A 26216-nucleotide genomic window follows, 5' to 3' on the forward strand; every position below is an offset into this window, starting at 1 on the left:
AGTGGTGTGCAAGAAATTTTCAGATTGTGCAATCGCCATGCCGGCTGGAACTCTGCTGACATGCTGGACCGCAACCGCATCGAGAAATCCCTGACCCGGCTGGTGTCCGGGTTTGAAAGCCTGCGCCATGATGGCGGGTTCGTCGAGCCCAACCTCGACGGCACGCCTGGCGATTACATCAGCTTCGATGGCTGGGAATGGCCGCAGGGGGTGGGGCTTTACGGGCTGGCGCAGCTCTGGCTGGCGCGGGGGCAGGACGCGGCGCTCGGCGCCACGCTGACCGGCTGGTATGAGCGGGCGATGGAGCGTGGCCTGCCGCCGCTGAATGTCAACACCACGGCACCCATGCTGGCGCTGTCGCTGATCTGGCGCGAGGGGCGCGATCCACGCCACGGCGCGCTGCTGGCGGACTGGGCCGGCCGGATCATGCACGAGGCCCCGCGCACGCCGTTCGGCGGCATCCAGCACGACGTGTCCGACAAGGTGAATGCGGGCGAGCTGTGGGACGACACGCTGTTCATGGTGGCGCTGTTCCTGGCCTCTTACGGGCAGGCGGCGGGGCGGCGCGACCTGGTGGATGAGGCGGTCCGGCAGTTCCTTGTCCATGCGCAGTTCCTGGCCGATCGCGACACCGGGTTGTGGTTTCACGGCTGGACCTTCGAGGGGCGGCACAACTTCGCCCGCGCGCGGTGGGGGCGGGGCAATGCCTGGATCACCGCCTGCCTGCTGGACCTGTTCGACCTGGCCGAGATTCCTGATGCCGCCGCGGTCTATCTGCGCGACCTGCTGCGCGATCAGGTGGCGGCGCTGCTGCCGTTGCAGACGCCGGCGGGGGCGTGGCGGACCCTGCTGGACGATCCGTCCAGCTATCCCGAAACCAGCGCCACGGCCGGCTTCGCCTACGGGCTGCTGAAGGGCGCGCGGCTGGGTCTGCTGTGTCCGCGCGCGAGAGAGGCGGGGCTGCGGGCGCTTGGCTATGTGCTGGACCGGATCGGGCCGGACGGGGTGGTCGGCGGGGTCAGCTATGGCACGCGGATGGGCCATGACCTGCAATTCTACCGCGACATTCCGATCCAGCCGACCGGATACGGGCAATCGCTGGCCATGCTGGCGCTTGTCGAGGCATTGAAGGAGACAGAATGATGGACATGCAGATCCGCTACGGCGCGGGGCCGGGCGAAATCGACCATATGACCACCGACCGGCTGCGGGCCGAATTCATGGTCGAGGGGCTGTTCGCGCCGGGCGAATTGCGCATGGCCTATACTCATCTCGACCGGATGATCGTGGGCGGTGCGGTGCCCGAGGACGCGCCGTGCGAGATCGCCGGTGGAGGCGAGGTCGGCACGCCGGGTTTCTTTGATGCGCGAGAGGCGGGGATCGCCAATCTGGGCGGCGCGGGCTGGGCCGAAATTGACGGGACGCGCCACGCGCTTGCCGGGCGCGACTGTCTGTATGTCGGGCGCGGCACCGGCACGCTGCGGCTTGGCAGCGACGATCCGGCGGCGCCCGCGCGGTTCTATCTGAACTCCGTGCCGGCCGGGGCCGATCACCCCAGCCGCGCCATCCCCCGCGCCGAGGCCAAGATGGTGGAGTTCGGAGACTGCGATCGCGGCAATTTCCGCCAACTCCGCATGTATATCCACCCAGAGGTCGGCCCGTCCTGCCTGCTGCTGATGGGGATCACGGATGTGCCGCAGGGCCAGGTCTGGAACACCCAGCCCCCGCATCTGCACGAGCGCCGGATGGAGGCCTACGGCTATTTCGACCTCGCCCCCGAGGACCGGGTGTTTCACTTCATGGGCCGGCCCGACAACACGCGGCACCTGGTCGTGCAGGACGGCGATATCGTGCTGTCGCCCGCCTGGTCGATCCATATGGGCGCGGGCACCGGGCCTTATTGCTTTGTATGGGGCATGACCGGCGAGAACCAGGCCTATGAGGATGTCACGCCCGTCCCGGTGAGCAGCCTCAGATGACGCTGAACCCCGGCGACGCGCTGCGCTACTGGCAGGTCTCGGCCATCACCGAGGCGCGGTTCGATCTGCCCGATGCGCCGCTCGAGGGCGAGATGGATCCGTTCTTCTTCCTAACCAAGGACCGCAACTTCATCCCGCATGAATATCCCTGCCGGACGGAATTCGCCGCCCGCCATCGCGCGACGCGGCCCGATGTCCGGGGCGCGCCGGACTGGGCGGCGAATGTGCTGCCCTTCGGACAGGACATGCTGGATCTGTCGGGGTTCTGGTTCCGCCCGACGCGGCTCTCTGCCTGGGCCGGAAGCTGCATCGACGCCGATGCGGCCGGACCCGCACGGCTGCGACTGACCACCTGTGGCGGTGCGGTGCTGTTCGTCAACGGCACCGAGGCGGGCTGGACCGCCCCCTATCTGCGCAACTGGACGAGCAGCGCCGAGTTCGAGGTGGAACTGGTCCGGGGCCGCAACGAGATCACGGTATTCTTCGACGATCTGGCCGAGCGCGACACCCGTTTCCTGATCCGGCTGGACTATATTTCCGGCCCGGATGCTGCGGCCGGTCTGCCTTTCGAGGCACCCGAGACGACCGTGCGCGCCGTGGAAACCCTGCTGGAGCAGATGCATTTCGACCGGCCCGCCTATCACGGCGGCGAGGTGGCGATCACGCTGCCCGCGAGCCTTGGCGCGGATGGCGCGGCCGATGTGGTGATCGAAGGCGATTTCATGTCGCATGAGCGGATGGAGCGGCATTATCCGCTCGCCGCCGGTCAGACCCGCCTGGTGCTGGGACAGGCGCAGGAGTTTCCGGCCGATTTCCGCCATTTCCGCGTGACCGCCACGCGCGAAGGCTTTGCCGCGACGCGCAGCCTGGGCGTCGAAATCTCTCACCCGACCGGCCCGGCCCCCGAAACGTCGGCGGGGCGGATTGCCGAGGCGCTCGACGCGGTCGCGGAAAAGGCCGAGCCCGACACGGTCTGCGCGCTCGCCCGGCTGGCCACCGGGCGGAGCGCGGACGATATGATCCTGCGCGCCCTGCCGGCCATCGCGGATTGCTGGGACTGCGCCGATTTCGCGCTCGTGCCGCTGCTGTGGTGCCGGATCCGCTTTGCCGACCGGCTGGCGGCGGAGACGGTGGCGCGGATCGACGACACGATCCTGGCTTACCGCTACTGGATGGACGAGCCGGGCAACGATGTGCAGTGGTATTTCAGCGAAAACCACGCGCTGCTGTTCCACACCGCCGCCTATCTGGCGGGCGATCTGCTGCCCGATGCGGTGTTCCGCCGGTCGGGCCGCGACGGGCGCGCGCAGTCGCAGGCCGGGGCGGCGCGGGTGCGGGCCTGGCTCGATCACTTCGAGGCCTGCGAGATGGCGGAGTTCAACAGCGCGCCCTATTTCCCGATAGATCTGAAAGGGTTATGCGCGCTATTTGCACTTGCCCCGGATGCCGATATCCGCGACCGGGCGGGCCGCGCCATCGCCCGGCTGGTCGAGATCGTCGCCAACAGCGCCCATCAGGGGGTGCTGACCGCCGCGCAGGGGCGCAGCTATGAGCACACGCTGCGGGCCGGGGCGACGCTGGAATTATCGGCCATCGCGCGGATGCTCTGGGGGGCGGGCAGTTTTGGCGCGCGGTTTCACTGCCTGCCGCAACTGGCGCTGTGCCTGCGCGATCACGGGCTGAAAATTCCGGATCTGAGGACCCGCGCGCTGTGGGATCGCGATGACGGGCAGGAATGGTGCTTCACCCAGGGTGCGGGGCGTTTCGCGCATCTCTATCACTGGAAGACGCGCTGGACCGCGATGGGTTCGGCGGCAACTTATCGTTGGTTCGACTGGGGTTATCAGGAAACCCTCATCCATGCCCGGATCGGGTCCGACCCGCAGGCGCAGATCTGGATCAATCAGCCCGGAGAGCTGATCCAGTCCGGCTATGGCCGCCCGTCCTATTGGGGCGGTTCGGCCAGCGTGCCGCGGGTCCAGCAATATCGCGGGCTGGCCGTCGTGACCTTCTCCGGCGTGCCGCCGCAGCCGGATCTGACCCATGCCTGGTTTCCGGGCTCGGTCTTCGATGCGTCGCGGGTGACGGATGCAAGCGCGATGGCCGTGCTGGACGGGGCGGGGCTGATGCTGGCCGCCTCCGGGCCTCTGTCGCAGGTGACGCAGGGGCCGAGCGCCGGAAACGAGCTGCGGCTGGCCGGGCGCGAGGGAACCTGGCTGCTGCGCGTCGTTGACGGGATCGGCGATCTCGACCAGCTTGAGGCGAAATTCGGCGCTCTGTCATTGATTGCCGGGCCGGATGGCAGCATTGTCGTCATGGACCCGGATTACGGTCGTGTGAGCTTTCATCCTGACGGCGTCGTGGAGGCCGAGGGACGCAGGCTCGACCCGGCGGAGTGGACCCTGACGGGGCGACGCCAGCACGTGATCTAGCCCGAAGAGGCTGGGAATTTAGGGAGGAGACTACGAAATGAACAGAACAGTGACGATGACGGTCGCCGCATCGGCCCTTGCGCTCGCGGCATCCGCGCAGGCGGGCGAGGTCCGCATGATGTGGTATTCCGACGGGGTGGAGGGCGAGGTCATGCAGGACCTGCTGAACCGCTTCATGGAGGAGAACCCGGACATCACCGTGACGCTGGACAATGTGGCCTATCAGGTCATCATGGAACAGCTTCCGATCCAGCTTGCCGCGGGCGAGGGGCCGGATATCGCGCGGGTGACCAACCTGAAGGAACAGGCGGAGCACTGGCTGGACCTGACCCCCTATGTCGAAGACCCGGACTACTGGCGCGAGAATTTCGGAGATCAGTTCGACTGGATGCGGCCCGACGACAGCGACATCATCCCCGGCTTCATGACCCAGCTCACCCTGGTCGGCGGCTTTGCCAATGCGACGCTGTTCGAGCAGGCGGGCGTCGAGATGCCGGGCGAGGGCGCGACATGGGATGACTGGGTCGCCGCCGCGACCGAGGTGCAGGAAAGCCAGCAGCTTCAGGCTGCCTTCGTGATCGACCGCTCGGGCCACCGCATCACCGGGCCGATCCTGTCCTCCGGCGCGGTGCTGAAGGGAGAGGACGGCAAGCCCGCGCCGCTGGATGATGCCGCGAAGGGCTTCATCACCAAGCTGGTGGACTGGACCGAAACCGGCCAGCATATGCGCGATGTCTGGGTCAGCGCCGCCGGCACCACCTACCGTTCCGGCGCGGATGAGTTCATCAACGCCAATATCGCCATGCTCTATTCCGGCTCGTGGCAGGTGGCGAACCTGTCCACCAAGATCGGGGACGGGTTCGACTGGGTGGCCATCGGCTCGCCCTGCGGCGATGCGGGTTGTTCGGGTCTGCCGGGCGGGGCGGCACTCGTCGCCAACAAGAACACCCAGAACCCGGAAGATGTCGGCAAGGTGATGGATTTCCTGGCCCGTCAGGACATCGTCAAGGAGTTCTCGGAACGCACGCTATTCCTGCCCGCCCATAAAGGCGTGGTCGAGGCGGGCGGGCTGGATTTCCAGACCGACGATCCGCAGGCCAAGGCGGCACTCGACAAGTTCGTCGAGGCCTCGGGCGAGATCATCCCGTCCGCGAACGAGATCCCGGCCTGGCGCTATGCCAATGCGCTTTACGGCGGGATGGTCAACCGGATCAGCCAGGCCATGGCCGGCGAAATGTCGGTCGATGAGGCGTTCGAGCGCATCGACAGCGACGTGGCCGAGCAGGTCGCGGCGGCGGAAGCCGGCGAATGAGCAATGGCGGGGCGACGCATTACCTGACGGCGCCCCTTCGCTGGCTGGCGCGGGCGGCGGATGTGCCGCTGCGCGCCTGGCAGCGCATGACCGGGCAGGGCGGCATGATCGCCCTGTTCCTGTTGCCGAACATGGCGATCTTCTCGATCTTCGTGCTGATCCCGCTGGGGATGAACGCGCTTTATTCGACCACGGGCGGGGTGGAGTTCTTCCTGGCCGACCGCCCCTATGTCGGGGGCGAACATTACGCCCGGCTGATGGATTGCGAGAATTACCTGGAGCCGCGAAGCTGCCGCGACGACATGTTCTGGATCGCGGTGTGGAACACGGCGCGCTTCGTCATCTTCCAGGTCGGGGTGATGACGCTGGTGGCGATGATCACCGCGCTGATCCTCAATCGCGCCATTCCAGCCAAGGCCTTCTGGCGGGCGGTGTTCTTCTTTCCGGTGCTGCTCAGCCCGGTCGTCGTGGGCCTGATCTGGCGGTGGATTTTGCAGCGCCAGGGCCTCGCCAATCTCGCCATGTTCGAGATGGGGCTGGAGCCGGTGAACTGGCTGACCGACCGGTTCTGGGCGTTTTTCGCGGCGGTGGGCGTCAGTGTCTGGGCGCATATGGGGTTCTATACGCTGATCCTGCTGGCCGGGCTTCAGGCCATTCCGCGCGACCTTTATGAGGCGGCCGAGATGGACGGCACGCCGCCCTTCCGGGTGTTCTACCGCATCACCCTGCCGCTCCTGATGCCCAACCTTCTGGTGGTGCTGGTGCTGGCGCTGATCCGCGCGGTGCAGATCTTCGATGAGGCATATGTGCTGACCGGCGGCGGGCCGGGCACATCGACGATGTTCATGACGCAATATATCTATGAAAGCGGCTTCGCGAACCTGCTGCGCAATCCGGGGCTGGCGGCGGCGGCCTCGATCCTGATGGCGCTCGTGCTGGTGGTGCTGACGCTGTGCCAGCTCTGGCTCAGCAGGCGGGCCGGGGGGGATCGCTGATGCGCTGGCTTGTCGCGAAGCGCGGCCGGACCGGGGACGGGCGCGGCTGGCACTGGACCGATATCGCCACCTGGGTCTGGCTGATCGGCGGCACGATCCTGATGTTCGGCCCGGCGGTCTGGCTGGTCCTGTCCAGCTTCAAGACCCCGGCCGCCCTGGCAGAGTTTCCGCCGACGCTGCTGCCCTTCGCCCAGCAGACCGTGGAGGTCGAGGGCGAGCAGAAGCCGCTCTATACCGTCACGCTGGCGGATGGCACGGTCAGGACCATGGCCGAGCTGCGCCGGGTGGGGATCGTGGCCCAGATGGTCGATCCCGACGATCCGGGGGCGGAGCCCGCGCGGGTCAACATCGCCGATCGCGACCCGGTGCGCGAGGTGGATTTCGCCACCGAGAACTATACCGAGCCCTTCATGCGCTTCGATTTCTTCCTGTTCCTGCGCAACTCGGTCTTTGTCACGGTGATGGCGACGATCATCACGCTTCTGACCAACTCCATGGCCGCCTTCGCGCTGTCGAAATACGAATTCCGCGGCCGCAATGCGGTGATGCTGCTGATCATCGCCACGCTGATGGTGCCCCTGTCGGTGATCCTCGTGCCGCTTTATTCGGTGGTCGCGGCGACGGGGCTGATGAACAATCTCTGGGGGGTGATCCTGCCCACCGTGGCCACGCCCACGGGGGTGTTCCTGCTGCGCCAATACATGCTGACCATACCGGACGAGCTCTTGGATGCCGCGAGGATGGATCACGCCTCCGAATGGCAGATCTACTGGCGGATCGTGCTGCCGCTGGCGGCGCCCGCGCTTGCGGTGCTGGCAATCTTCTCGGTGGTGTGGCGGTGGAACGATTTCCTGTGGCCGCTTGTCGTGCTTTCGCGCAAGGAACTTTACACGTTGCAGATCGGGCTGAACACCTATGCCGGAGAGCTGAACGTGCAATGGCACTACATCCTTGCCATGACTGTCGTGGCGATGATCCCGGTGGTGCTGGTCTTCGTCTTCCTGCAACGATTCATCACGGCGGGCATCGCCGGAACGGGGCTGAAATAATGGGCGCGATCGAGCTTGAGAACATCCACAAATCCTTCGGTGCGGTCGATGTCATCAAGGATGTGTCGCTGAACATCCCCGAAGGAGAGCTGACCGTGTTCGTCGGACCCTCGGGCTGCGGGAAATCCACCCTGCTGCGGCTGATCTCGGGCCTCGATCAGCCGACATCGGGGCGCATCCTGATCGACGGTCAGGATGTGACGCGGCGTTCGGCGGCGGATCGCGGGCTGGCGATGGTGTTTCAGTCCTATGCGCTCTACCCGCATATGTCGGTGCGCCAGAACATGGCCTTCGGGCTGGAAAATACCCGGATGCCCAGGGCCGAGATCGCGAGCCGGATCGAGGAGGCGGCGCGGCTTCTGGAAATCGACCCGCTGCTGGATCGGCGGCCGGGCCAGCTTTCGGGCGGGCAGCGTCAGCGCGTGGCGATCGGGCGGGCGATCGTGCGTGAACCCACCGCGTTTCTGCTGGACGAGCCGCTGTCCAACCTGGACGCGGAACTGCGCGGCACGATGCGGGCGGAACTGGCGGCGCTGCATGGGCGGCTTGGCAAGACGATGATCTATGTGACCCATGACCAGATCGAGGCGATGACGCTGGCCGACCGCATCGTGGTGCTGCGCGGCGGCGTGGTCGAGCAGGTGGACACGCCGCTGAACCTGTTCAACGCGCCCGCCAACCGCTTCGTGGCGGGCTTCATCGGCGCGCCGAAGATGAATTTCCTGCCGCGGCCGGATGGCCGCACAATGGGCATCCGCCCCCAGCATCTGCGGCTGGGAGAGGGCGGGCTGCCGGTGACGGTGGACATGGCCGAGAATCTGGGCGCCGAAACCCTGATTCATGGCCGCAGCGAGGACGGCCACACCCTGCTGGCGATGGTGCCGGGTCAGGTAACGCCCGAGCGCGGCGATGTGCTGTCGCTGCAATATGACGAGGCCGACGCGCATTATTTCGGCGAGGACGGCTTGCGCCAATAGTCCACAGGTTTCCTCCTTCACCCCCGGCCCGGAACAAGGGGCGCAAGCCCCGCCGGGCCAGCGGACGACCGCCCGCACGGGCGTCCGCTTCGTCGCCGGTCCGCGCGGAAAAATCGTTCGACGTGGCTGCGCGATAAAGGCGCTGAACTCGGGCGCCAGCAGCGGACACCCGCGGTCGTCCGCTGGCCCTCTGTTCGGGATACTGGGCGAGCAGGCATCCGCAACGAACTTATCGCTGCGGTTCGCTCTGTCTCCTCAGGTCACCCGATTGGCCCGCCGGTATTCCGGATGATCCCAAAGCCGCTTGTCCATCACTTCCGCCAGAACCCCGACCGCCCGGTCGATATCATCCGCATCGAGATAGAGCGGCGTGAACCCGAACCGCATGATGTCGGGGGCGCGGAAATCTCCGATCACCCCGCGCGCGATCAGCGCCTGCATGGCCGCATAGCCGTGGTCGAAGGCAAACGACACCTGGCTGCCGCGCGAGGACGGATCGCGGGGGCTGGCGAGGCGCAGATCGGGGCAGGCGGCCTCCACCCCCGCGATGAACCGCTCCGACAGCGCCACCGACGCCGCGCGCAGATCGGCCATGTCAATGCCCTCCCAGACCGACATGGCGGCTTCGAGCGCCGACATCTGCAGGACCGGCGGCGTGCCGACCCGCATCCGCTCGATCCCCGGCGCGGGGCGGTAGTCGAGATCGAAGGCGAAGGGCGCGTCATGGCCCATCCATCCGGCAAGCGCAGGCTGCGCCTCGCCCGCCAGATCGGGGCGGATATAGATGAAGGCCGGCGCGCCGGGGCCGCCGTTCAGATATTTATAGGTGCAACCGACCGCGAATTCGCAGCCCGATCCGGCCAGATCCACCGGCACCGCACCGGCGCTGTGGGCCAGATCCCAGATCATCACCGCGCCGGCGCGATGGGCGGCCTTGGTGATCCGCTCCATCTCGTGCATCCGGCCGCTGCGGTAATCGACCTGGGTGATCATCACCGCCGCCACCTCCTCGGTGATCGCGCCCTCGACCGCCTCGGGATCGACCACGCGCAACTCATGCCCGCGATCCAGATGCCGCAAGAGCCCGTCCGCGATATACAGATCGGTTGGGAAATTGCCGTTATCCGACAGAACGACGCGCCGGTCCGGCCGCATGGCGAGCGCGGCTGACAGCGCCTGATAGACCTTGATCGACAGCGTGTCGCCCATCATCACCGAACCGGGCGGCGCGCCGATCAGCCGGGCCACCAGATCGCCGACCCGGCCCGGCTGGCCCATCCAGTCATCCTCGTTCCAGCCCTTGATGAGATGCCCTCCCCACTGGGCGGTAACCACTTCGGCCAGATGCGCAGGTACGGCGCGGGGCAACGGCCCCAGCGAATTGCCATCCAGATAGATCACCCCCTCGGGCAGATCGAACAGATCCTTGCGGGGCAGGGTCGCATTCGCGCTCATAACTCACCTCTCACATCCCAAAGCTCGGGGAACAGCACCACGTCCAGCATGCGGCGCAGATAGGGCACGCCGCTCGTGCCGCCAGTGCCGCGCTTGAAGCCGATGATGCGTTCGACCGTGGTGACGTGGTTGAAGCGCCAGCGGCGGAAATAATCCTCCAGATCGACCAGCTTCTCGGCCAGTTCGTAAAGCGTCCAGTGGCGCGACGGGTTGCGGTAGACCTCGGCCCAGGCCGCCAGCACCGCCGGGTCGCTGACATGCGGCGTCTCGGCGGGCAGATCGAACGCCATGCCGGTCTGCTCGGCCAGCCGGTCGAGCGCGACGCGGTAGAGCGACGGCGCGGCCAGCTCCGCCTCCAGCATGGCCAGCAATTCGGGGCGGTGTTCATGGACCTTCATCATCGCCCGGTTGCGATTGCCGAGGATGAATTCGATCAGCCGGTACTGATGCGACTGAAAGCCCGATGACGCGCCCAGATCGTCGCGGAGCGCGCTGTATTCGCTGGGCGTCATGGTGCGCAGCACGTCCCATGCGCCGTTCAACTGCTCGAAGATCCGCGCCACGCGGGTCAGCATCTTGAAAACCGGGTCGAACTCGCCCTGTTGCAGCGTCTCGCGCGCCGCGGACAGCTCGAACAGCGCCAGCCGCATCCACAATTCGGAGGTCTGGTGCTGGATGATGAACAGCATCTCGTCATGGGCGTCCGACAGCCGGTGCTGCGCGCCCAGGATCTGGTCGAGCGCCAGATAATCGATATAGCTCATGTCCTGGCGGAAGGACATTTTCGCCCCCTCGCCGGACGGGTCATAGGCGTCGGTCATGCTCCGCTCCCGCTTGCCGGTTCCTGCTGTCTACACGCCGACATAGCGCTCGGATATGTCGGAAGTCATTTCGCCCATTGGACCGGCCCAGACCGTGCTGCCGCGTTGCAGGATCACCGCGCGGTCGCAGACCGAGGCGAGTTCCCGCACCGATTTGTCGATCAGCAGGATCGCCATGCCGGTCTCGGATTTCAGCCGCCGGATCGCGGCCCAGATCTCCTGGCGGATGATCGGGGCCAGCCCCTCGGTCGCCTCGTCCAGGATCAGAAGCCGGGGATTGGTCATCAGCGCGCGGCCGATCACCAGCATCTGCTGTTCGCCCCCCGACAGAGAGGCGGCGCGCTGCGCCATCCGCTCGCCCAGCCGGGGAAACAGCCGCGTGGCCGCCGCCAGATCCCAGGGGCCGGGACGCGCGGCGACGACCAGGTTCTCGCGCACGGTCAGATCCCCGAAGCAGCGCCGCCCCTCCGGCACCAGCCCGATGCCCAGCCGGGCGGCGCGGTGGCTGGAGAGCCGGTGCAGATCCTGGCCGTCGAAGCTGAGCCCGCCCTGCGACGGGATCATCCGGCAGATCGCCTTGACGGTGGTGGTCTTGCCCATGCCGTTGCGGCCCATCAGCGCCACCACCTCGCCTTCACCCACGGACAGATCGACCCCGAACAGGGCCTGGCTGACCCCGTAGGCGGCGGTGAGCGCGGAGAGATCCAGAAGGCTCATCCCTCCTCCCCCAGATAGGCCTCGCGGACCTCGGCGCTCGACCGGATCTCCGCGACCGTGCCGGTGGCGATCACCCGGCCATAGACCAGCACGCTGACCCGGTCGGCAAGCGCGAAGACCGCGTCCATGTCATGTTCCACCAGCAGGATCGGCGCCTCCTCGCGCAGCCGGTCCAGAAACCGCGTCAGCTTGGCCGAGCCGTCGCTGCCCAGCCCCGCCATCGGCTCGTCCATGATGAAGATCCGCGGCTCCAGCGTCAGCGCCACGGCCACCTCCAACTGGCGGCGCTGCCCGTGGCTGAGCGTTGCGGTGCGTGCGTGCAGGTGATCGGCCAGACCGACGCGGGCGAGGCAGTCCTCGGCGCGGGCGCGCAGATCGGCATCGCCAAGCGCGCGGCCGAAGAACCGCCATGGCCGGCCGGAGCGGCCGAGCGCGCCCAGCATGGCGTTTTGCAGCACGCTGTCCTCCATCGCCAGCGCCGAGATCTGGAAGGTGCGCCCCAGCCCGGCGCGGGCGCGCGCGGCGGTGTTCAGCGCGGTCACGTCCTGTCCCAGCAGATGCACCCTGCCGTGATCGGGGCGCAGCCCGCCGCAGATCTGGTGGATCAGCGTCGATTTCCCGGCCCCGTTCGGGCCGATCACGGCGTGGATCTCTCCCGGCCGCACATCAAGCGAAATCCCGTCGCTGGCGGTCAGCGCGCCGAACCGCTTGGTCAGCCCGTCGGTGGACAGCACCGGATCAGCCATCGCCCAGCCTCCGCCGGCTCAGCAGCCCGACGATCCCGCCGCGCGCGAAGAGCACGATCACCAGCAGGATCAGCCCCAGGAACACATGCCAGTGATCGGTCAGCCCGCCCAGAAGATGTTCCAGCGCCACGAACAGCACCGCACCCACCACCGGCCCGATCAGGCGGCCGACGCCGCCCAAGATGACCAGCACGATCAGCTCGCCCGAGAGTTGCCAGCTGAACATGGTCGGGCTGACGAAACGGTTGAGATCGGCAAACAGCGCGCCCGCGAGCCCCGTCACCGCGCCCGAGATTACGAAGGCCACCAGCTTCAGCCGGAACGGCGACAGCCCCACCGTCTCCACCCTGACCGGCACCTGCCGTGCTGCGTTCAGCGCCAGCCCGAAGGGCGACCGCGCCAGCCGGTCCCCGATCAGCAGCACCAGGCACAGCAGCGCGAAACAGATGCCGAAGAACTGGAACGGGATCAGCGTGTTCAGCCCCGGAAACCCGTTGCGGACATAGATCGACAGCCCGTCCTCGCCGCCATAGCGGTTCCAGGAGATGGCGAAGTAGTAGAACATCTGCCCGAAGGCGAGCGTGATCATGATGAAATACGCCCCGCTCGTGCGCAGCGATAAAAGCCCGATGCCGAGTGCCGCCAGCGAGGACAGCGCGATCGCGGTTAGCCAGATCACCGGCATGGAGGTGCTGCCCGCGATGGAGATCGGCCCGATCTCCAGCGGGGTGTAGGTCTGGACATGGAAGGCCAGGATCCCCATCGCGTATCCGCCCAGGCCGAAAAACACCGCATGGCCCAGGCTGACCAGCCCGCCAAGCCCGAGCGCAATGTTCAGCCCGACCGCGGCGAGCGCCAGGATCACCGCGCGGGTGGTCAGCGTGATGGTGAAGGGCTGATCGGCGATGCGCGCCCAGACCGCCACCCCCAGCAGCCCGGCCAGCACGGCAAGGTTCAGCCACCGCTCCGCGATCATGCGCGCGCCCCGAACAGGCCGGTCGGCCGCCAGATCAGCACCAGGCTCATCAATATATAGATCGACATGGATGCCAGCGACGCGCCTGCCGCCTGCGCCGTGGCCGGGTCGGTGAACACCTTGAACAGCTCGGGCAGGAAGATCCCGCCAAGCGTGCTGGTCAGCCCGACCAGGATCGCGCCGATGAACGCCCCCTTGATCGAGCCGATCCCGCCGATCACGATGCAGACAAAGGCCAGGATCAGCACCGGCTCTCCCATGCCGACCTGCACCGACTGGATGGTGCCGACAAGCGCACCGGCCAGCCCGGCAAGCGCCGCGCCGAGCGCGAAGATCAGCGTATAGAGGCGCGAGATGTCGATGCCGAGGGCTGCAATCATCTCGCGGTCATTCTCTCCGGCGCGGATCTGGATGCCGATCCGCGTGCGCTCGATCAGCCACCACAGCCCGCCCCAGACCGCCAGCCCCACCGCGATCAGCGCCAGCCGATAAAGCGGATACTGGATGCCGCCGGGCAGGGTGACAGGCCCGGACAGAGTGGCGGGGGTGTTGAGATAGAGCGGGAAGGAGCCGAAGATCCACCGCGTTCCCTCGGAGAAGATCAGGATCAGCGCGAAGGTGGCCAGCACCTGGTCCAGATGGTCGCTGGCATAGAGCCTGCGGATCACCACCATCTCGACCATCGCCCCGGCGAGCGCCGCCACGATCAGCGCCGCGATCAGGGCCAGCAGGAACGACCCCGTGACCCCCGCCACCGCCGCCGCCGCGAAAGCCCCGACCATGTAGAAGGAGCCATGGGCGAGATTGATCAGCCCCATCACGCCGAAGATCAGCGTCAGCCCGGCGGCCATCAGAAACAGCATGACGCCGAATTGCAGACCGTTCAGGATCTGCTCGATAATCAGGATCGCGGACATTCTGTGTTCCTGCCGGGCCGAACCGGAACAGGCCCGGCCCGGCTAAAGCGGTTGGCTTACATGCTGCACTCGCCGACATAGGCGTCGGCATGGTTCTCGATCGCGGTGCCGATGATCTTGTTGGTGTAGATATCACCTTCCTTGACCACCTCGCGGGCATAGATCGTCTGCACCGGGTGATGGTTCGCACCGAAGCTGAATTCTCCGCGGGTGCTGTCGAAATCCGCCGCCTTCAGCGCCGCGCGGAAGGCGTCCGCATCCGACGGCTCAGCGGTTTCCAGCGCCGAGATCAGCAGATTGGCGGTGTCGAAACCCTGGCTGGCATAAAGCGAGGGCAGGCGGCCGTATTTTTCCTCGAAGCTTTCGACGAAGGCGGCGTTGGTGGGATTGTCGATATCCTTGGACCATTGCGAGGTGTTGACCACGCCAAGGGCCGCATCGCCCACCGCCTGCAAGATCGCCTGATCGAAGGAAAAGGCCGGCCCGATCACCGGGATATCGACGCCGCTATCGGCATATTGCTTGAGGAACGAGATCCCCATCCCGCCGGGCAGGAAGAAATACACGCTGTCCGCGCCGCTGGCCCGGATCTGCGCGATCTCGGCGGCGTAATCGGTCTGGCCCAGCTCGGTAAAGATCTCACCGGCCGACTCGCCCTCGTAGAGCCGCTTGTATCCGGTCAGCGCATCATGCCCGGCCGGGTAGTTCGGGGCGAGCATGAAGCTGTTGCTGTACCCGGTCTGGTTGGCCCAGGCCCCCGCGGCCTCGTGCAGATTGTCGTTCTGCCAGGCGACGTTGAAGTAATTCTCGTGACAGCCCGGCCCGGCAAGCTGCGACGGGCCGGCATTGACCGACAGGTAGAACACGCCCTGATTGACCGCGCCGGGCACCACCGCCATGGCCAGATTCGACCAGATGATCCCGGTCATCACGTCCACCCGCTCCGACTGGATCATCTTGTCGGACAGCTGCACCGCGATATCCGGTTTCTGCTGGTCATCCTCGATGATGACCTCGATATCGTCGCGGCCGGACTGTTCCAGCGCCAGCATGAAGCCGTCGCGCGCGTCGATCCCCAGGCTGGCCCCGCCGCCCGAAAGCGTGGTGATCATGCCCACCTTGATCTCGGCCGAGGCTGCCCCCGCGCACAGCGCCAGTGCCGCCGCACAAGTCAGCAATTTGTTCATTTCCTGATTCCTCCCGGTTTTCTTCTTTTTGAACACGAAGCCATGGCCCGTGTCACCCGTCTTGACGCAGCCGGAATCGCTGGATCTTGCCGGTGCTCGTCTTGGGCAGGCTGGCGGCAAACAGGACCCGGCGCGGGTATTTATAGGGCGCGATCACCGCCTTGACGTGGTCCTGCAACGCCTTGACCGTCAGCGCGTCATCCGCGTGACCTGCGGCCAGCACGACATGCGCCTCTATGATCTGGCCGCGCTCCTCATCGGGCGCGCCGATCACCGCGCATTCGGACACGGCCTCGTGCGACAGCAGCGCGGCCTCGACCTCCGGCCCGGCGACGTTGTATCCGGCGGTCACGATGATGTCGTCGCTGCGCGCGGCGAAATGGAAGAACCCCTCCGCATCCTGCACGAAGCTGTCGCCGGTGATGTTCCAGCCATCCGCGACATATTCCGCCTGCCGCTCGCCGCGCAGATAGCGGCAGCCGGTGGGACCGCGCACCGCCAGCCGCCCGATCTCGCCGCGCGGGGCCTCGCGGCCATCCTCGGCCAGCACCTTCGCCTCATACCCGCCGACCGGCTTGCCGGTGCAGCCGGGGCGGTGGTCGTCGAAGCGGTTGGAGATGAAGATATGCAGCATCTCGGTCGCGCCGATCCCGTCCAGCATCGGCTTGCCGGTCTTTGCCTTCCAGGCGTCATAGATCGGGGCGGGCAGGGTCTCGCCCGCCGACACGGCCGCGCGCAGGCTGGACAGATCGGCGCCTTCCTCCATCGCCTGCAACATGGCGCGATAGGCGGTGGGTGCCGTAAAACAGACGGTTGCGCGGTATTTCTCGACGATCTCGATCATGTTGGGCGGCGATGCCGTCTCCAGCAAGGTCGCGGCCGCCCCGAAGCGCAGCGGAAAGATCGCCAGCCCACCCAGCCCGAAGGTGAAGGCCAGCGGCGGCGAGCCGACGAACACGTCTTCCGGCGTGACCCCCAGCACCTCGCGCGCATAGCCATCCGCGATGATGAGCAGATCGCGATGGAAATGCATCGTCGCCTTCGGATCGCCGGTCGAGCCGGAGGTGAAGGCCAGAAGCGCCACATCGTCCTGCGCCGTCTCGATCGCCTGGAACGTCACCCGCTTCTCAAGCGCAAGCCGGTCCAGTTCCGCATCATGGTTCGACGTGCCGTCGAAGCCGACCACGGTTTTCAGATAATCGCTGCCCTTGGCGCAGGCGATCATCTCCTCCATCAGCCGCGTGTCGCACAGCGCGAAGGCGATCTCGGCCTTGTCGACATATTTCGTCAGCTCGCCCGCGCGCAGCATCGGCATGGAGTTGACGACCACCGCGCCCGCCTTGGTCGCGGCCAGCCAGCAGGCGACCATCGCCGGGTTGTTGGCCGACCGGATCAGCACGCGGTTGCCGGGCTTCACGCCCAGATCCTCGACCAGCACATGGGCCAGCCGGTTGGTCCAGTCGGCCAGCTCCTTATAGGTGCGCCGCCGCCCGTTGCCGATCAGCGCGGTGTGATCGCCGAACCCTCTGGCCACCATCGCATCGGTCAGCTCCACCCCCGCATTCAGCCGGTCGGGATAGTCGAATCCGTCCAGCAGCAGATCCGGCCAGTCGGCCATAGGCGGCAGATTCTGTCGCGCGAAATGATCCTGATGCGCGCTGACGCGAAGCACCATGTCCGAACTCCCTGCTTCCCCCCGGCAGCCGCCTCGCAGGTCGGCTGTCCGCGGTCATTCTTGCGCAGGGCCGATAAAACTTCAAGTTTGAAATTTCGAGTTTGAAGTTTATTTGCCCCCCCGGATCGGCTATGCCCGAACCGGCGGGGCCGGAACGGGAAAGGCAGAGAGATGACCGACGAGACGCTGATCGACTGGGACGATGCCTTCGCCAACGCGGCCTATATCCCGGATGGCGCGTCCTATCCCGAGCGATGGGCACAAGATGCGGCGGCGTTCCGGGCGCAGGCGCGGGCGCGTCTGGATCTGCCCTATGGGGAAGCGCCGCGCGAAGGGCTGGACCTGTTTCTGCCCGACGCCGCACCGCTGGGGCTCATGGTTTTCGTGCATGGCGGGTTCTGGCTGGCCTTCGACAAATCCCACTGGTCGCATTTCGGCTCCGGCGCGCTCGCGCGGGGCTGGGCGGTGGCGATGCCCAGCTATACGCTCGCGCCCGAAATGCGAATTGCGGGCATGACCCGCCAGATCGCGCAGGCGGTGGCGCGGGCGGGGCAGGAGGTCTCGGGCCCGATCCGGCTCTGCGGCCATTCCGCGGGCGGGCATCTGGTGTCGCGCATGGCCTGCGCGGATGCGCCCTTGCCAGATGCGGTGGCGACGCGGATCGACCGGGTGGTCTCGGTCAGCGGTCTGCATGATCTGCGCCCGCTGATGCGGCATTCAATGAACGACCGGCTGCAACTGGACGCGGCGGAGGCGCGCGCCGAAAGCCCGGCGCTGAACGCCCCGCGTGGCGGGGTTCGGCTGACCGCTTGGGTCGGCGCGGCCGAGCGGCCGGAATTCCTGCGCCAATCTGCCTTGCTGGCCGAAAGCTGGTCGCGGCAGGGGGCACAAATCAGCCTCGTCGCCGAACCGGGCAGGCATCATTTCGACGTGCTGGACGGGTTGCGCGACTCAGATCATCCGCTGACGCGGGCGGTTCTGGACGGCTAGCGTTGCGCGGGTGAAAAAAGCCCGGCCATGCAGCATGGCCGGGCAGTCGGGGAAGGAAAGGCTACGCGCGCGTGATCCGGGCCGGTCGTCAGAAATCCACCTCGACCGCGACGCCGTTCTGCACCGCCAGATCAACCACCGCGGCGGCGACGGCCAGATCCTGCAGGCCCACGCCGGTTCCGTCGAACAGCGTGATCTCCTCCGCCGAGGCGCGGCCGGGATGTGTGCCATTGATGACCGCCCCGATCTGGGTGATGTCGCTCTCGGCGATCAGACCCGCGGCAACCGCATGCTGCGCCTCGCCGATGCTGACTGATTGCGCGACCTCGTCGGTGAAGACCGTGGCGCGGGCCAGAAGCGCGGGATCGACCTCCTGCTTGCCCTTGGTGTCGGTGCCCATGCAGGCGATATGGGTGCCGGGACTCACCTGATCCGCCATCAGGATCGCGTCGAATGACGAGGTGATAGAGATGATGACATCCGCCTCGCGAATCCCGTCCAGCTCCACCGCCTCGAAGGGCAGGCCGGCCTCTGCCGCCACTTCTTCCAGATTGGGCAGCATCTCGGGATGCAGGTTCCAGCCGATGACCTTTTCGAAATCGCGCTGTTCCAGCGCGGCGCGCAGCTGGAATTTCGCCTGATGCCCGGCGCCGATCATGCCGATCACCTTGGCGTCGTCCCGCGCCAGATGGCGGATCGAGACGGAGGACGCGGCAGCGGTGCGCAGCGCCGTCAGCAGATTGCCGCCCACCATCGCTCGCACCCGGCCGGTATCGGGATCGAACAGGAACACGGTGGATTGGTGATTGATGATCCCGTGTTGGTCGAGATTGTTGGGCCAATAGCCGCCCGCCTTCAGCCCCAGCGTCAGCCCGGCGCGGTCGAACCCGCCCTTGAAGCCGTACAGCGCATCCGCGTGCCCGATGGCCTCGCGAATGACGGGGAAGTTATAGGCGTCACCCGAGGCCATGGCGGCGAACACCTTTTCGACGGCGTCAAACGCCGCCGAGCGTGTCATCAGATCGGCGATTTCGCGTTCCGGCACGATCAGCATGTCAGTCTCCCTTGAGGTATTTGCGCCCCTGTGCATCGCCCGGAAGGAGACTGCACAGAGGCGACGACCCGGCCATTCCCGGTCGGCCGGAGCGTCAGCCCGCGATGTGCGGGATCAGTAGGCCTTGCCGCGGGCCGAGACCGGCCAGACCGTCTCGACCTTGCTGTTCCGCACGCCGACATACCAGTCATGGACATTGGCGGTCGGGTCGCAATGACCGGGCACGAGGCGCAGCTTCTCGCCCACTTTCAGTACGCCCTGCGGATCCGCGATGACGCCGTGCTCATCCGAGCATTTGACATATTCCACATCGTCGCGGCCATAGATGAAGGGCAGGCCGCTATCGACCGACTGCGCCTTGAGACCGGCATCGCAGATCGCCTTGTCGGCTTTCGCGTGGCTCATCACCTGGGTCAGGATGAAGAAGGCGTTTTCCCATTCGCCCTGATCGATGCGCTTGCCGTCCTTGTCCAGAATGCGCCCGTAATCGGCATCCATGAAGGCGTATGAACCGCATTGAAGCTCGTTATAGACGCCGGAATTCGCCTCGAAATAATACGACCCGGTGCCGCCGCCGGAGACCAGTTGCGGCTCCAACCCCTCGGCCTTCAACCCCTCGACCGCGTCGCTGACCTTGGCGATGGCGGCGTCCAGCTTCTCCTTGCGGCCCTCATAGCTGTCGATATGCTGCATCGCGCCCTGATAGGCCTGGATGCCGTCGAAACGCAGGCCGGGCGCTGCGTCGATGGCTTTGGCAATCGCCACCACCGACTCTGTCGAGGTCACGCCGCAGCGCCCCGCGCCGCAATCGATTTCGACGAAACAGCCCAGCTCGGTGCCGTGTGTCTGCGCCGCCGCCGACAGCTCGGCCACATTGTCGATATCGTCGACGCAGACGATCACATTTTCCGCCAGCTTCGGCAGTTGCGCCAGCCGGTCGATCTTTTTGGGGTCGCGCACCTGGTTGGAGACGAGCACATCCCTGATCCCGCCGCGCGCGAAGACCTCGGCCTCGCTGACCTTCTGGCAGCAGACACCGACCGCGCCGCCCAGCCGTTCCTGCAGCTTGGCCACGTCGACAGATTTATGCATCTTGCCATGCACCCGGTGCCGCATCCCATGCGCCTTGGCGTAATCGCCCATCTTCACGATATTGCGCTCCAGCGCGTCCAGATCCAGCACCAGACAGGGGGTCTGAATATCGGCCTCATCCATGCCGGGGATGGCGGGGACGTCGAAGCCCACATCGAGATCTTCGGGTTTCACATTCGTGTTCATCTTGAATCCTCCGGTCACTGGGTCCAGGGCAGGCGGTCGAGATCGACATTGCCGCCGGTGATGATGATGCCGACGCGCTTGCCCCTGAAGGCGTCGGGGTTTTTGAGGATGGTGGCGAGCGGGACCGCGCTTGACGGCTCCATCACCACGCGCAGATGTTTCCAGATCAGCTTCATCGCCTCGATGATTTCAGCATCCGAGGCGGTGTAGATCTCGCTCACATGGTTTGAGACGAAATGCCAGGTCAGATCCTTCAGCGGCACCAGCAGCCCGTCGGCTATCGTCTTGGGCGCATCATCGGCGATGATATGACCGGCCTTGAAGCTGCGATAGGCGTCGTCCGCCTGCTCCGGCTCTGCCGCGATCACTTGCGTTTCGGGGGCGAGCGTCGCCAGTGTCAGACAGGTGCCCGAGATCATGCCGCCGCCGCCAATCGGGGCCACGACCATATCGAGGCCGTCGGTCTGTTCGATCAGCTCCTTCGAGCAGGTCCCCTGACCGGCGATGACGCGCGGATCGTTATAGGGGTGGACGAAATCGCCGCCGGTCTCGGCCTGCACCTTGGCGAAGGTTTCTTCGCGCGACGAGGTCGAGGGTTCGCATTCCGTGATCACGCCGCCATAACGGCGCACCGTGTCCTTCTTGGCCTGCGGCGCGGTGCGCGGCATCACCACATTGCAGGGAATCCCGCGCCGCATCGCTGCGTAGGACAGGCATGACGCATGATTTCCCGAGGAATGGGTCGCCACACCCTTGGCGGCTTGCGCGTCATCCAGACCGAACACCGCATTGCAGGCCCCGCGCACCTTGAACGCGCCGGGTTCCTGAAAATTCTCGCATTTGAAGAACAGATCCGCGCCGGTCAGTTCATTCAGATAGGCCGACTCGCGGACCGGGGTGCGGCGGATATGGGGCTGGATGCGCTCATGCGCATCCAGCATGTCCTGATAGCTGGGAATATACATCTCGGCGTCTTTCATCAGGCGGCGTCTTTGCGCGCGGCTGACTGGGTCGAGCGGTAATATTCCTGTGCCGCCGCAACGCCTGAGCCGAGGCTTATATCCAGACCCAGATCGGCCATGCACATCTCAGCGGTCGCGATGCCGGACAATGTCATCACGTCGGTCAGGCTGCCCAGATGGCCGATGCGGAAGACCTTGCCCGCGACCTCGCCCAGACCGACGCCAAAGGCGACGCCGTAATTGCTGGCGGCATGGGTGACGATATCAGTCGCGTTGAAACCCTCGGGCGTGCGCACCGCGCTGACCGTGTCGGAATAGACATCGGGCGAGACTGCGCAAAGCTCCAGCCCCCAAGCAGCGATGGCGGCGCGAACCCCTTCGGCGATGCGGTGATGGCGGGCAAAGACATTCTCCAGCCCCTCATCCAGCAGCATGCCGCAGGCTTGGTTCAACCCGTTCAGCAGCCCGACGGCAGGGGTATAGGGATAGGCGTTATTGCCGTAGGATTTGCCCATGTCGCGCACGTCAAAGAAAGTGCGGGGCAGCGTGGCGCTATCAATCGCCGCCATCGCCTTTTTGCTGAACCCGAGGATCGCCAAACCCGGCGGCAGCATGAAGCCCTTCTGCGAACCGGTGACGGCAATATCAACGCCCCATTCGTCAAAGCGGAAATCCATCGACGCAATCGAGCTGACGCCGTCCACGAACAGCATCGCCGGATGCCCCGCCGCGTCGAGCGCGCGGCGCACGGCGGCGATGTCGGAACGCACGCCGGTCGCGGTCTCGTTATGCGTGGCCAGAACAACCTTGATCTCATGGTTCTTATCGGCGGTCAGGAATTCCTCATAGCGGTCGGCGGGCAAGCCGTGACCCCATGGGGTTTCGACGATCTGAACCTCCAGCCCGTGGCGCTGGCACATATCGATCCAGCGATGCGAGAACATGCCGTTGCGCGCCGCCAGAACCTTGTCGCCGGGCGAAAGCGTATTCGTCAGCGCGGTTTCCCAGCCACCCGTGCCGGTCGAGGGGAAAATGAAGATCTCGGCCTGATCGCTTTTCAGAACCTTGCGGACACCGGCAAGCGCCGGATGCAGGATCTGGCCGAACAGCGGCGAGCGGTGGTCGATCGTCGGCATGTCGCAGGCCTTGCGCAAGCTTTCGGGAATATTGGTCGGGCCGGGAATGAAAACCGGATTCTGAAAGCTCATGTCTGTCTCCTTCCATGTTCCCGCCAGACTAGAACGCCATGAGGCTGCACGAAATTTTTTTACTTTGCCGCCGGTCCGCTCCGGCAAAGGCGGAAAATCCAGCCTTGTCAGCCCCTTGTGTTTTTCATATCGTGAAAAATGATTTCGTATTTTGTGAGGGGCAGTTTATGGCAATCCCAGATAATCCCGAATCCGGGCCGCGCCGGACGCGCGGCCGGCCGCGCGGCTGGGACGACAAGACCGCCCAGAACACCATCAAGTCGCTGGATCGCGCGATGGCCGTCTTCGACCATGTCAGCCGGGGCAGCGGGCTGGCGCTGTCCACCATTGCGGCCGAGACGCAGGAATCCCCGGCCACGATCTACCGCATCCTCGTGACGCTGGCCGGGCGCGGGCTGGTGGAGTTCGATGCCGAGGCGCAGCTCTGGCATATCGGCCCGCACGCCTTCACCATCGGCACGCGCTTCCTGCGCCGCACCAGCCTGGTCGATCGGGCCCGCCCGGTGCTGCGCCGGCTGATGGAGGCGACGGGCGAGACCGCCAATCTCGGCGTCGAGCGCGAGGGCGCGATCCTGTTCGTCAGCCAGGTCGAGACCCATGCCAGCATCCGCGCCTTTTTTCCGCCGGGCACATTGTCGCCCATGCATGTCTCGGGCATCGGCAAGGCGCTGCTGGCGGCCATGCCGCAGGACCGGCTGGAGCGGCTGCTGGCGGGGCAGGACTTCGCATCGTTCACGGAGCATACGATCACCGACCGCGACCGGCTGGCGGACGAACTGCGCCGGATCCGCGCGCGCGGCTATGCCGTGGATGACGAGGAGCGCAATCTCGGGATGCGCTGCATCGCCGCGCCGGTCTTCGACATGAACGCCGAGGCGGTGGCCGGGGTCTCGCTCTCCGGGCCGACCAGCCGGGTGACGCCGGACGCGGTGGTCGGGCTGAGCGGCGAGGTGATCGCGGCCGCCGAGGCGTTGACCCGTGCGATCGGCGGGGTGGCCCGGCGGGAGGTCTGACCCGGCCCGCGGGGCCATCCGGGCGGACCGCGCGCCGCCCCGTCAAGCAGCAGGATCAGCCGCCGGGCCGCGCGGGGCGATGCCATGCGCCGATCCCGGCTCAGCGGCGGGTGAAATGCTTTTCATCCCCCATGAAATCCTTTACATTTGCGCTGACCCACGGCGTTCCGCGGGGAATTAGGGAGAAGAGCATGACATTTAAGACCTTGAAATACGGAGTTGTCGCGGCCACGGCCAGCCTGATGGCTGCCCCGGCCGTCATGGCCCAGGACGCAGAGGGCGCGGCCACCGGCGAATTGCCGATCGCGGTGCAGCTTTACACCCTGCGCGATTTCGGCACGCTGGACGAGCGGCTGGCCGCGGTCGAAGCGGCGGGCGTCACCGCGGTGGAGACCGTCGGCATGCAGGAGACCACGGCCGAGGATCTGAAATCCCAGCTCGACGCGCATAACATCGCGGCGATCTCGACCCATGCCCAGCTTGACGATCTGCGCGCCGATCTTCAGGGCGTCGTCGATTTCAACAAGGCCATCGGGAATGACACGATCACCGTGCCTTACCTCGCCGAAGACGCCCGCCCGACCGACGAGGCCGGCTGGGTCGCGCTTGGCGAGGAGCTGAAAACGATCTCGGACGAGTTGCAGGCGCAGGATATGCGTCTGGCCTATCACAACCATGATTTCGAGATGGTCGACATTGGCGGGCGCACCGCGCTCGAGGTGATGATGGAAGCGGCGGGCGAGGATGTCATGGCGCAGATCGATCTGGCCTGGGTCGCGCGCGGCGGGCTTGATCCGGCGGAATATCTGGGCCGGTTCGAGGATCGCGTCTTTGCCGTTCACGCCAAGGACAATGCGCCCGAAGGCGAGAACGAGGATCAGCGCGGCTTCGCGGCCCTGGGCGAGGGGGTGCTCGACTGGGCGGCCATCCTGCCCGCCGCCGAGGAGGCCGGGGTGGAATGGTATATCATCGAGCATGACCAGCCGCTTGCCGCCGATGAAGTCGTGGCGACCGGGGCCACCTTCCTGACCGAGAACCTGCCGGACGGCGCCACCCGCGACTGATCCCGCACGGGCCAGGTGAAACGCGAACGGGCCGCATCGCTGCGGCCCGTTTTTTGCTTTCAGTGATGCAGCACGCCTACATCGGGCGCACCCAGATATTGCGATAGCTGACCGAGGCGTCGTGATCCTGCAACTGGATCGGCGCGCAGCCATGGGCCTGGTATTGCGGATAGCCGATCCAGACCGTGCCGCCCTGCAGCTCGACATGGTTCTGCACCACCACCCCGTTATGGAACACGGTGATATAGGCCGGTTTCTCCAGATCGCCCTCATCCGAGAATTCCGGCGCATCGAAGATGATGTCGTATTCCTGCCACTCGCCCGGCCCGCGCGAGGCGTTCACCAGCGGGATATGCTGCTTGTAGACCGAGGCCGCCTGACCGTTCGCATAGGTCGGGTTGTCGGAGCTGTCGAGCACCTGCACCTCGTAGAGCTCCTGGAAGAACACGCCGCTATTGCCGCGATCCTGCCCCTCGAAGCCCTCGATATCCTCGGGCGCGCGCCATTCGATATGCATCTGCACATCGCAGAAGGACTCCTTGGTGCGGATTGCGCCGCTCTGGCGTTCGACGGTCATCACGCCGTCCGCGACCTGCCACGGCGCGGCGCCGCCTTCGACCGATTCCCAGGCATCGAGATTGCTGCCGTCAAACAGCACCACCGCGTCAGAGGGCGGGGCATCGGCGGGCGCATCCACGGTTTCCGGCACCGGCTCCCAGATCTCGGTCACGGTGGAGCGGGCCGCGTCATCCATGGCGGGCGCGGTGGCGGCGTCCTCGCCTTCCGCTTCCTCACCTTCCGCGTCGTCACCTGCCGCGTCGCCATCTTCCGCGTCGCCACCGGCCGCAGCCGCGTCCTGACCGGCCATATCCTCGCCAGCCATCTCCTCGCCAGCCATCTCCTCACCGGCCGCATCGTCACGCGCCATGTCTTCGCTGGCCGCGGCGTCGCTCGCCATATCGTCGCCGGCCGTGCCTTCCCCGGCCCCGTCGTCATCGCCCGAGGCGTCCGAGCTTGCGCCGTCCTCCATCGCGCTGCCGCTCTCGGTGGCGGCGTTGCCGGCGTCATCCGCCATCGCGTCCTCCGCCTCGGTTGCGGCCGGATCGACCATGTCGGAGGCGGCGTCGGGCCTGGCGGGCTCGGGCAGGGGCGCGTCGCCCTCGGTGTCGTCTTCCCCGGCGTCCTCCGCGGCGTCCGGGTTGTCCTCGGTGTCGAGTTCTTCGGCCGGCGACGGCGCGGCGGCGGGGGCCGGCACGCCCTGCGCTTCGGCCGCGTTCTGTTCGGCGGTCAGTTCGTTTTCCGCCTCGCTGTCCTGCGCGTGGGCCAGTCCGGCGGCGCAGAGACTTACGGCCAGGGCGGTGGTGGTCAGAAAATGGTTCATCTCGATACTCCTGCGGAAAAGAAAACAC

The 26216-nt window shown here is 66.2% G+C and carries 23 protein-coding genes; 10 read left to right on the top strand and 13 right to left on the bottom strand.

Annotated elements, in window-relative coordinates:
• The first annotated feature begins 60 nt into the window (after positions 1-60).
• Genes bglB through BLT73_RS14115 form a run of 7 tightly spaced genes read left to right on the top strand, consistent with a single transcriptional unit; the run spans position 61 to position 8744 of the window.
• On the top strand, positions 61-1143 hold the full coding sequence (gene bglB / locus BLT73_RS14085; RefSeq protein WP_090524880.1) for a beta-galactosidase BglB: 1083 nt from the start codon (positions 61-63) through the stop codon (positions 1141-1143).
• Positions 1140-1979, top strand: a complete 840-nt coding sequence (kduI, locus tag BLT73_RS14090) for a 5-dehydro-4-deoxy-D-glucuronate isomerase (protein WP_218132550.1) — start codon at positions 1140-1142, stop codon at positions 1977-1979. The genes bglB and kduI overlap by 4 nt, the downstream gene beginning before the upstream one ends.
• The gene (locus tag BLT73_RS14095) at positions 1976-4411 is read left to right on the top strand and encodes a hypothetical protein (protein WP_090524882.1); all 2436 of its coding nucleotides are present in this window, start codon (positions 1976-1978) and stop codon (positions 4409-4411) included. The genes kduI and BLT73_RS14095 overlap by 4 nt, the downstream gene beginning before the upstream one ends.
• 37 nt (positions 4412-4448) lie before the next feature.
• Positions 4449-5723: an ABC transporter substrate-binding protein gene (locus BLT73_RS14100; RefSeq protein ID WP_090524884.1), complete on the top strand. Its 1275-nt coding sequence runs from the start codon at positions 4449-4451 to the stop codon at positions 5721-5723.
• Positions 5720-6718 (top strand): carbohydrate ABC transporter permease, encoded by a 999-nt coding sequence (locus BLT73_RS14105; protein ID WP_090524886.1) that lies wholly within the window; start codon positions 5720-5722, stop codon positions 6716-6718. The genes BLT73_RS14100 and BLT73_RS14105 overlap by 4 nt, the downstream gene beginning before the upstream one ends.
• Positions 6718-7767: a carbohydrate ABC transporter permease gene (locus tag BLT73_RS14110; protein WP_090524889.1), complete on the top strand. Its 1050-nt coding sequence runs from the start codon at positions 6718-6720 to the stop codon at positions 7765-7767. Before BLT73_RS14105 ends, BLT73_RS14110 begins: the two co-directional genes overlap by 1 nt.
• The gene (locus BLT73_RS14115) at positions 7767-8744 is read left to right on the top strand and encodes an ABC transporter ATP-binding protein (protein ID WP_090524891.1); all 978 of its coding nucleotides are present in this window, start codon (positions 7767-7769) and stop codon (positions 8742-8744) included. The genes BLT73_RS14110 and BLT73_RS14115 overlap by 1 nt, the downstream gene beginning before the upstream one ends.
• 255 nt (positions 8745-8999) lie before the next feature.
• On the opposite strand, the gene kynU is transcribed toward BLT73_RS14115, so the two are convergent.
• Genes kynU through BLT73_RS14155 form a run of 8 tightly spaced genes read right to left on the bottom strand, consistent with a single transcriptional unit; the run spans position 9000 to position 17238 of the window.
• Complete coding sequence (kynU, locus tag BLT73_RS14120; RefSeq protein WP_090524893.1) at positions 9000-10199, bottom strand: kynureninase; 1200 nt, start codon at positions 10197-10199, stop codon at positions 9000-9002.
• Entirely contained in the window at positions 10196-11020 is an 825-nt protein-coding gene (locus tag BLT73_RS14125; RefSeq protein WP_090524895.1) for a tryptophan 2,3-dioxygenase, read from the bottom strand. The genes kynU and BLT73_RS14125 overlap by 4 nt, the downstream gene beginning before the upstream one ends.
• Before the next feature lie 30 nt (positions 11021-11050).
• A complete protein-coding gene (locus tag BLT73_RS14130; RefSeq protein WP_090524896.1) occupies positions 11051-11737 on the bottom strand; it encodes an ABC transporter ATP-binding protein in 687 nt (228 codons plus the stop codon).
• Positions 11734-12483: an ABC transporter ATP-binding protein gene (locus BLT73_RS14135; RefSeq protein ID WP_090524898.1), complete on the bottom strand. Its 750-nt coding sequence runs from the start codon at positions 12481-12483 to the stop codon at positions 11734-11736. The genes BLT73_RS14130 and BLT73_RS14135 overlap by 4 nt, the downstream gene beginning before the upstream one ends.
• The gene (locus BLT73_RS14140; RefSeq protein WP_090524900.1) at positions 12476-13459 is read right to left on the bottom strand and encodes a branched-chain amino acid ABC transporter permease; all 984 of its coding nucleotides are present in this window, start codon (positions 13457-13459) and stop codon (positions 12476-12478) included. The genes BLT73_RS14135 and BLT73_RS14140 overlap by 8 nt, the downstream gene beginning before the upstream one ends.
• Positions 13456-14376: a branched-chain amino acid ABC transporter permease gene (locus tag BLT73_RS14145; protein WP_090524902.1), complete on the bottom strand. Its 921-nt coding sequence runs from the start codon at positions 14374-14376 to the stop codon at positions 13456-13458. The genes BLT73_RS14140 and BLT73_RS14145 overlap by 4 nt, the downstream gene beginning before the upstream one ends.
• A 56-nt stretch (positions 14377-14432) precedes the next feature.
• Positions 14433-15563, bottom strand: coding sequence for an ABC transporter substrate-binding protein (locus BLT73_RS14150; protein WP_090524903.1), 1131 nt, complete (start codon positions 15561-15563; stop codon positions 14433-14435).
• 52 nt (positions 15564-15615) lie between these two features.
• Positions 15616-17238, bottom strand: coding sequence for an AMP-binding protein (locus BLT73_RS14155; protein WP_176805110.1), 1623 nt, complete (start codon positions 17236-17238; stop codon positions 15616-15618).
• A gap of 171 nt (positions 17239-17409) precedes the next feature.
• Between BLT73_RS14155 and BLT73_RS14160 the strand changes: the two genes are divergently transcribed.
• Positions 17410-18228: an alpha/beta hydrolase gene (locus BLT73_RS14160; RefSeq protein WP_090524905.1), complete on the top strand. Its 819-nt coding sequence runs from the start codon at positions 17410-17412 to the stop codon at positions 18226-18228.
• Between the two features lie 88 nt (positions 18229-18316).
• Here the strand turns inward: BLT73_RS14160 and bhcD are convergent, their stop codons facing one another.
• The 4 genes from bhcD to bhcA form a co-directional block, all read right to left on the bottom strand.
• Positions 18317-19282, bottom strand: a complete 966-nt coding sequence (gene bhcD, locus BLT73_RS14165) for an iminosuccinate reductase BhcD (RefSeq protein ID WP_090524907.1) — start codon at positions 19280-19282, stop codon at positions 18317-18319.
• 114 nt (positions 19283-19396) lie between these two features.
• Positions 19397-20560: a 3-hydroxy-D-aspartate aldolase BhcC gene (gene bhcC / locus BLT73_RS14170; protein WP_090524970.1), complete on the bottom strand. Its 1164-nt coding sequence runs from the start codon at positions 20558-20560 to the stop codon at positions 19397-19399.
• A gap of 14 nt (positions 20561-20574) precedes the next feature.
• A complete protein-coding gene (gene bhcB / locus BLT73_RS14175) occupies positions 20575-21540 on the bottom strand; it encodes a beta-hydroxyaspartate dehydratase BhcB (protein WP_090524909.1) in 966 nt (321 codons plus the stop codon).
• Complete coding sequence (bhcA, locus tag BLT73_RS14180; protein WP_090524911.1) at positions 21540-22730, bottom strand: L-aspartate--glyoxylate aminotransferase BhcA; 1191 nt, start codon at positions 22728-22730, stop codon at positions 21540-21542. The genes bhcB and bhcA overlap by 1 nt, the downstream gene beginning before the upstream one ends.
• Before the next feature lie 167 nt (positions 22731-22897).
• Here bhcA and bhcR point away from each other — a divergent pair, with 167 nt between their 5' ends.
• Positions 22898-23743, top strand: coding sequence for an HTH-type transcriptional regulator BhcR (gene bhcR / locus BLT73_RS14185; RefSeq protein WP_090524913.1), 846 nt, complete (start codon positions 22898-22900; stop codon positions 23741-23743).
• 191 nt (positions 23744-23934) lie between these two features.
• Positions 23935-24807 carry a sugar phosphate isomerase/epimerase family protein gene (locus BLT73_RS14190; protein ID WP_090524916.1) on the top strand — a complete coding sequence of 291 codons (873 nt, stop codon included), beginning with the start codon at positions 23935-23937 and terminating at the stop codon, positions 24805-24807.
• 76 nt (positions 24808-24883) lie between these two features.
• Here BLT73_RS14190 and BLT73_RS17655 read toward each other — a convergent pair whose 3' ends face one another.
• A complete protein-coding gene (locus BLT73_RS17655; protein ID WP_245727342.1) occupies positions 24884-26188 on the bottom strand; it encodes a 3-keto-disaccharide hydrolase in 1305 nt (434 codons plus the stop codon).
• Between the last annotated feature and the right edge of the window lie 28 nt (positions 26189-26216).

The sequence above is a fragment of the Paracoccus isoporae genome (genome assembly GCF_900101865.1).
GTDB lineage: Bacteria > Pseudomonadota > Alphaproteobacteria > Rhodobacterales > Rhodobacteraceae > Paracoccus > Paracoccus isoporae.

Excerpts from the sequence above, each read along its gene's own strand:
- BLT73_RS14100 (WP_090524884.1), top strand. The coding sequence starts at position 4,449 with ATGAACAGAACAGTGACGATGACGGTCGCCGCATCGGCCCTTGCGCTC.
- BLT73_RS14155 (WP_176805110.1), bottom strand. The coding sequence starts at position 17,238 with ATGGTGCTTCGCGTCAGCGCGCATCAGGATCATTTCGCGCGACAGAAT.
- BLT73_RS14110 (WP_090524889.1), top strand. The coding sequence starts at position 6,718 with ATGCGCTGGCTTGTCGCGAAGCGCGGCCGGACCGGGGACGGGCGCGGC.
- BLT73_RS14190 (WP_090524916.1), top strand. The coding sequence starts at position 23,935 with ATGACATTTAAGACCTTGAAATACGGAGTTGTCGCGGCCACGGCCAGC.
- bhcC (WP_090524970.1), bottom strand. The coding sequence starts at position 20,560 with ATGAACACGAATGTGAAACCCGAAGATCTCGATGTGGGCTTCGACGTC.
- bhcA (WP_090524911.1), bottom strand. The coding sequence starts at position 22,730 with ATGAGCTTTCAGAATCCGGTTTTCATTCCCGGCCCGACCAATATTCCC.
- kduI (WP_218132550.1), top strand. The coding sequence starts at position 1,140 with ATGATGGACATGCAGATCCGCTACGGCGCGGGGCCGGGCGAAATCGAC.
- bglB (WP_090524880.1), top strand. The coding sequence starts at position 61 with ATGCTGGACCGCAACCGCATCGAGAAATCCCTGACCCGGCTGGTGTCC.
- BLT73_RS14125 (WP_090524895.1), bottom strand. The coding sequence starts at position 11,020 with ATGACCGACGCCTATGACCCGTCCGGCGAGGGGGCGAAAATGTCCTTC.
- bhcR (WP_090524913.1), top strand. The coding sequence starts at position 22,898 with ATGGCAATCCCAGATAATCCCGAATCCGGGCCGCGCCGGACGCGCGGC.
- BLT73_RS14130 (WP_090524896.1), bottom strand. The coding sequence starts at position 11,737 with ATGAGCCTTCTGGATCTCTCCGCGCTCACCGCCGCCTACGGGGTCAGC.
- BLT73_RS17655 (WP_245727342.1), bottom strand. The coding sequence starts at position 26,188 with ATGAACCATTTTCTGACCACCACCGCCCTGGCCGTAAGTCTCTGCGCC.
- BLT73_RS14105 (WP_090524886.1), top strand. The coding sequence starts at position 5,720 with ATGAGCAATGGCGGGGCGACGCATTACCTGACGGCGCCCCTTCGCTGG.
- BLT73_RS14160 (WP_090524905.1), top strand. The coding sequence starts at position 17,410 with ATGACCGACGAGACGCTGATCGACTGGGACGATGCCTTCGCCAACGCG.
- BLT73_RS14145 (WP_090524902.1), bottom strand. The coding sequence starts at position 14,376 with ATGTCCGCGATCCTGATTATCGAGCAGATCCTGAACGGTCTGCAATTC.
- kynU (WP_090524893.1), bottom strand. The coding sequence starts at position 10,199 with ATGAGCGCGAATGCGACCCTGCCCCGCAAGGATCTGTTCGATCTGCCC.
- bhcD (WP_090524907.1), bottom strand. The coding sequence starts at position 19,282 with ATGCTGATCGTGCCGGAACGCGAAATCGCCGATCTGATGACACGCTCG.
- BLT73_RS14140 (WP_090524900.1), bottom strand. The coding sequence starts at position 13,459 with ATGATCGCGGAGCGGTGGCTGAACCTTGCCGTGCTGGCCGGGCTGCTG.
- BLT73_RS14095 (WP_090524882.1), top strand. The coding sequence starts at position 1,976 with ATGACGCTGAACCCCGGCGACGCGCTGCGCTACTGGCAGGTCTCGGCC.
- BLT73_RS14150 (WP_090524903.1), bottom strand. The coding sequence starts at position 15,563 with ATGAACAAATTGCTGACTTGTGCGGCGGCACTGGCGCTGTGCGCGGGG.
- BLT73_RS14115 (WP_090524891.1), top strand. The coding sequence starts at position 7,767 with ATGGGCGCGATCGAGCTTGAGAACATCCACAAATCCTTCGGTGCGGTC.
- BLT73_RS14135 (WP_090524898.1), bottom strand. The coding sequence starts at position 12,483 with ATGGCTGATCCGGTGCTGTCCACCGACGGGCTGACCAAGCGGTTCGGC.
- bhcB (WP_090524909.1), bottom strand. The coding sequence starts at position 21,540 with ATGAAAGACGCCGAGATGTATATTCCCAGCTATCAGGACATGCTGGAT.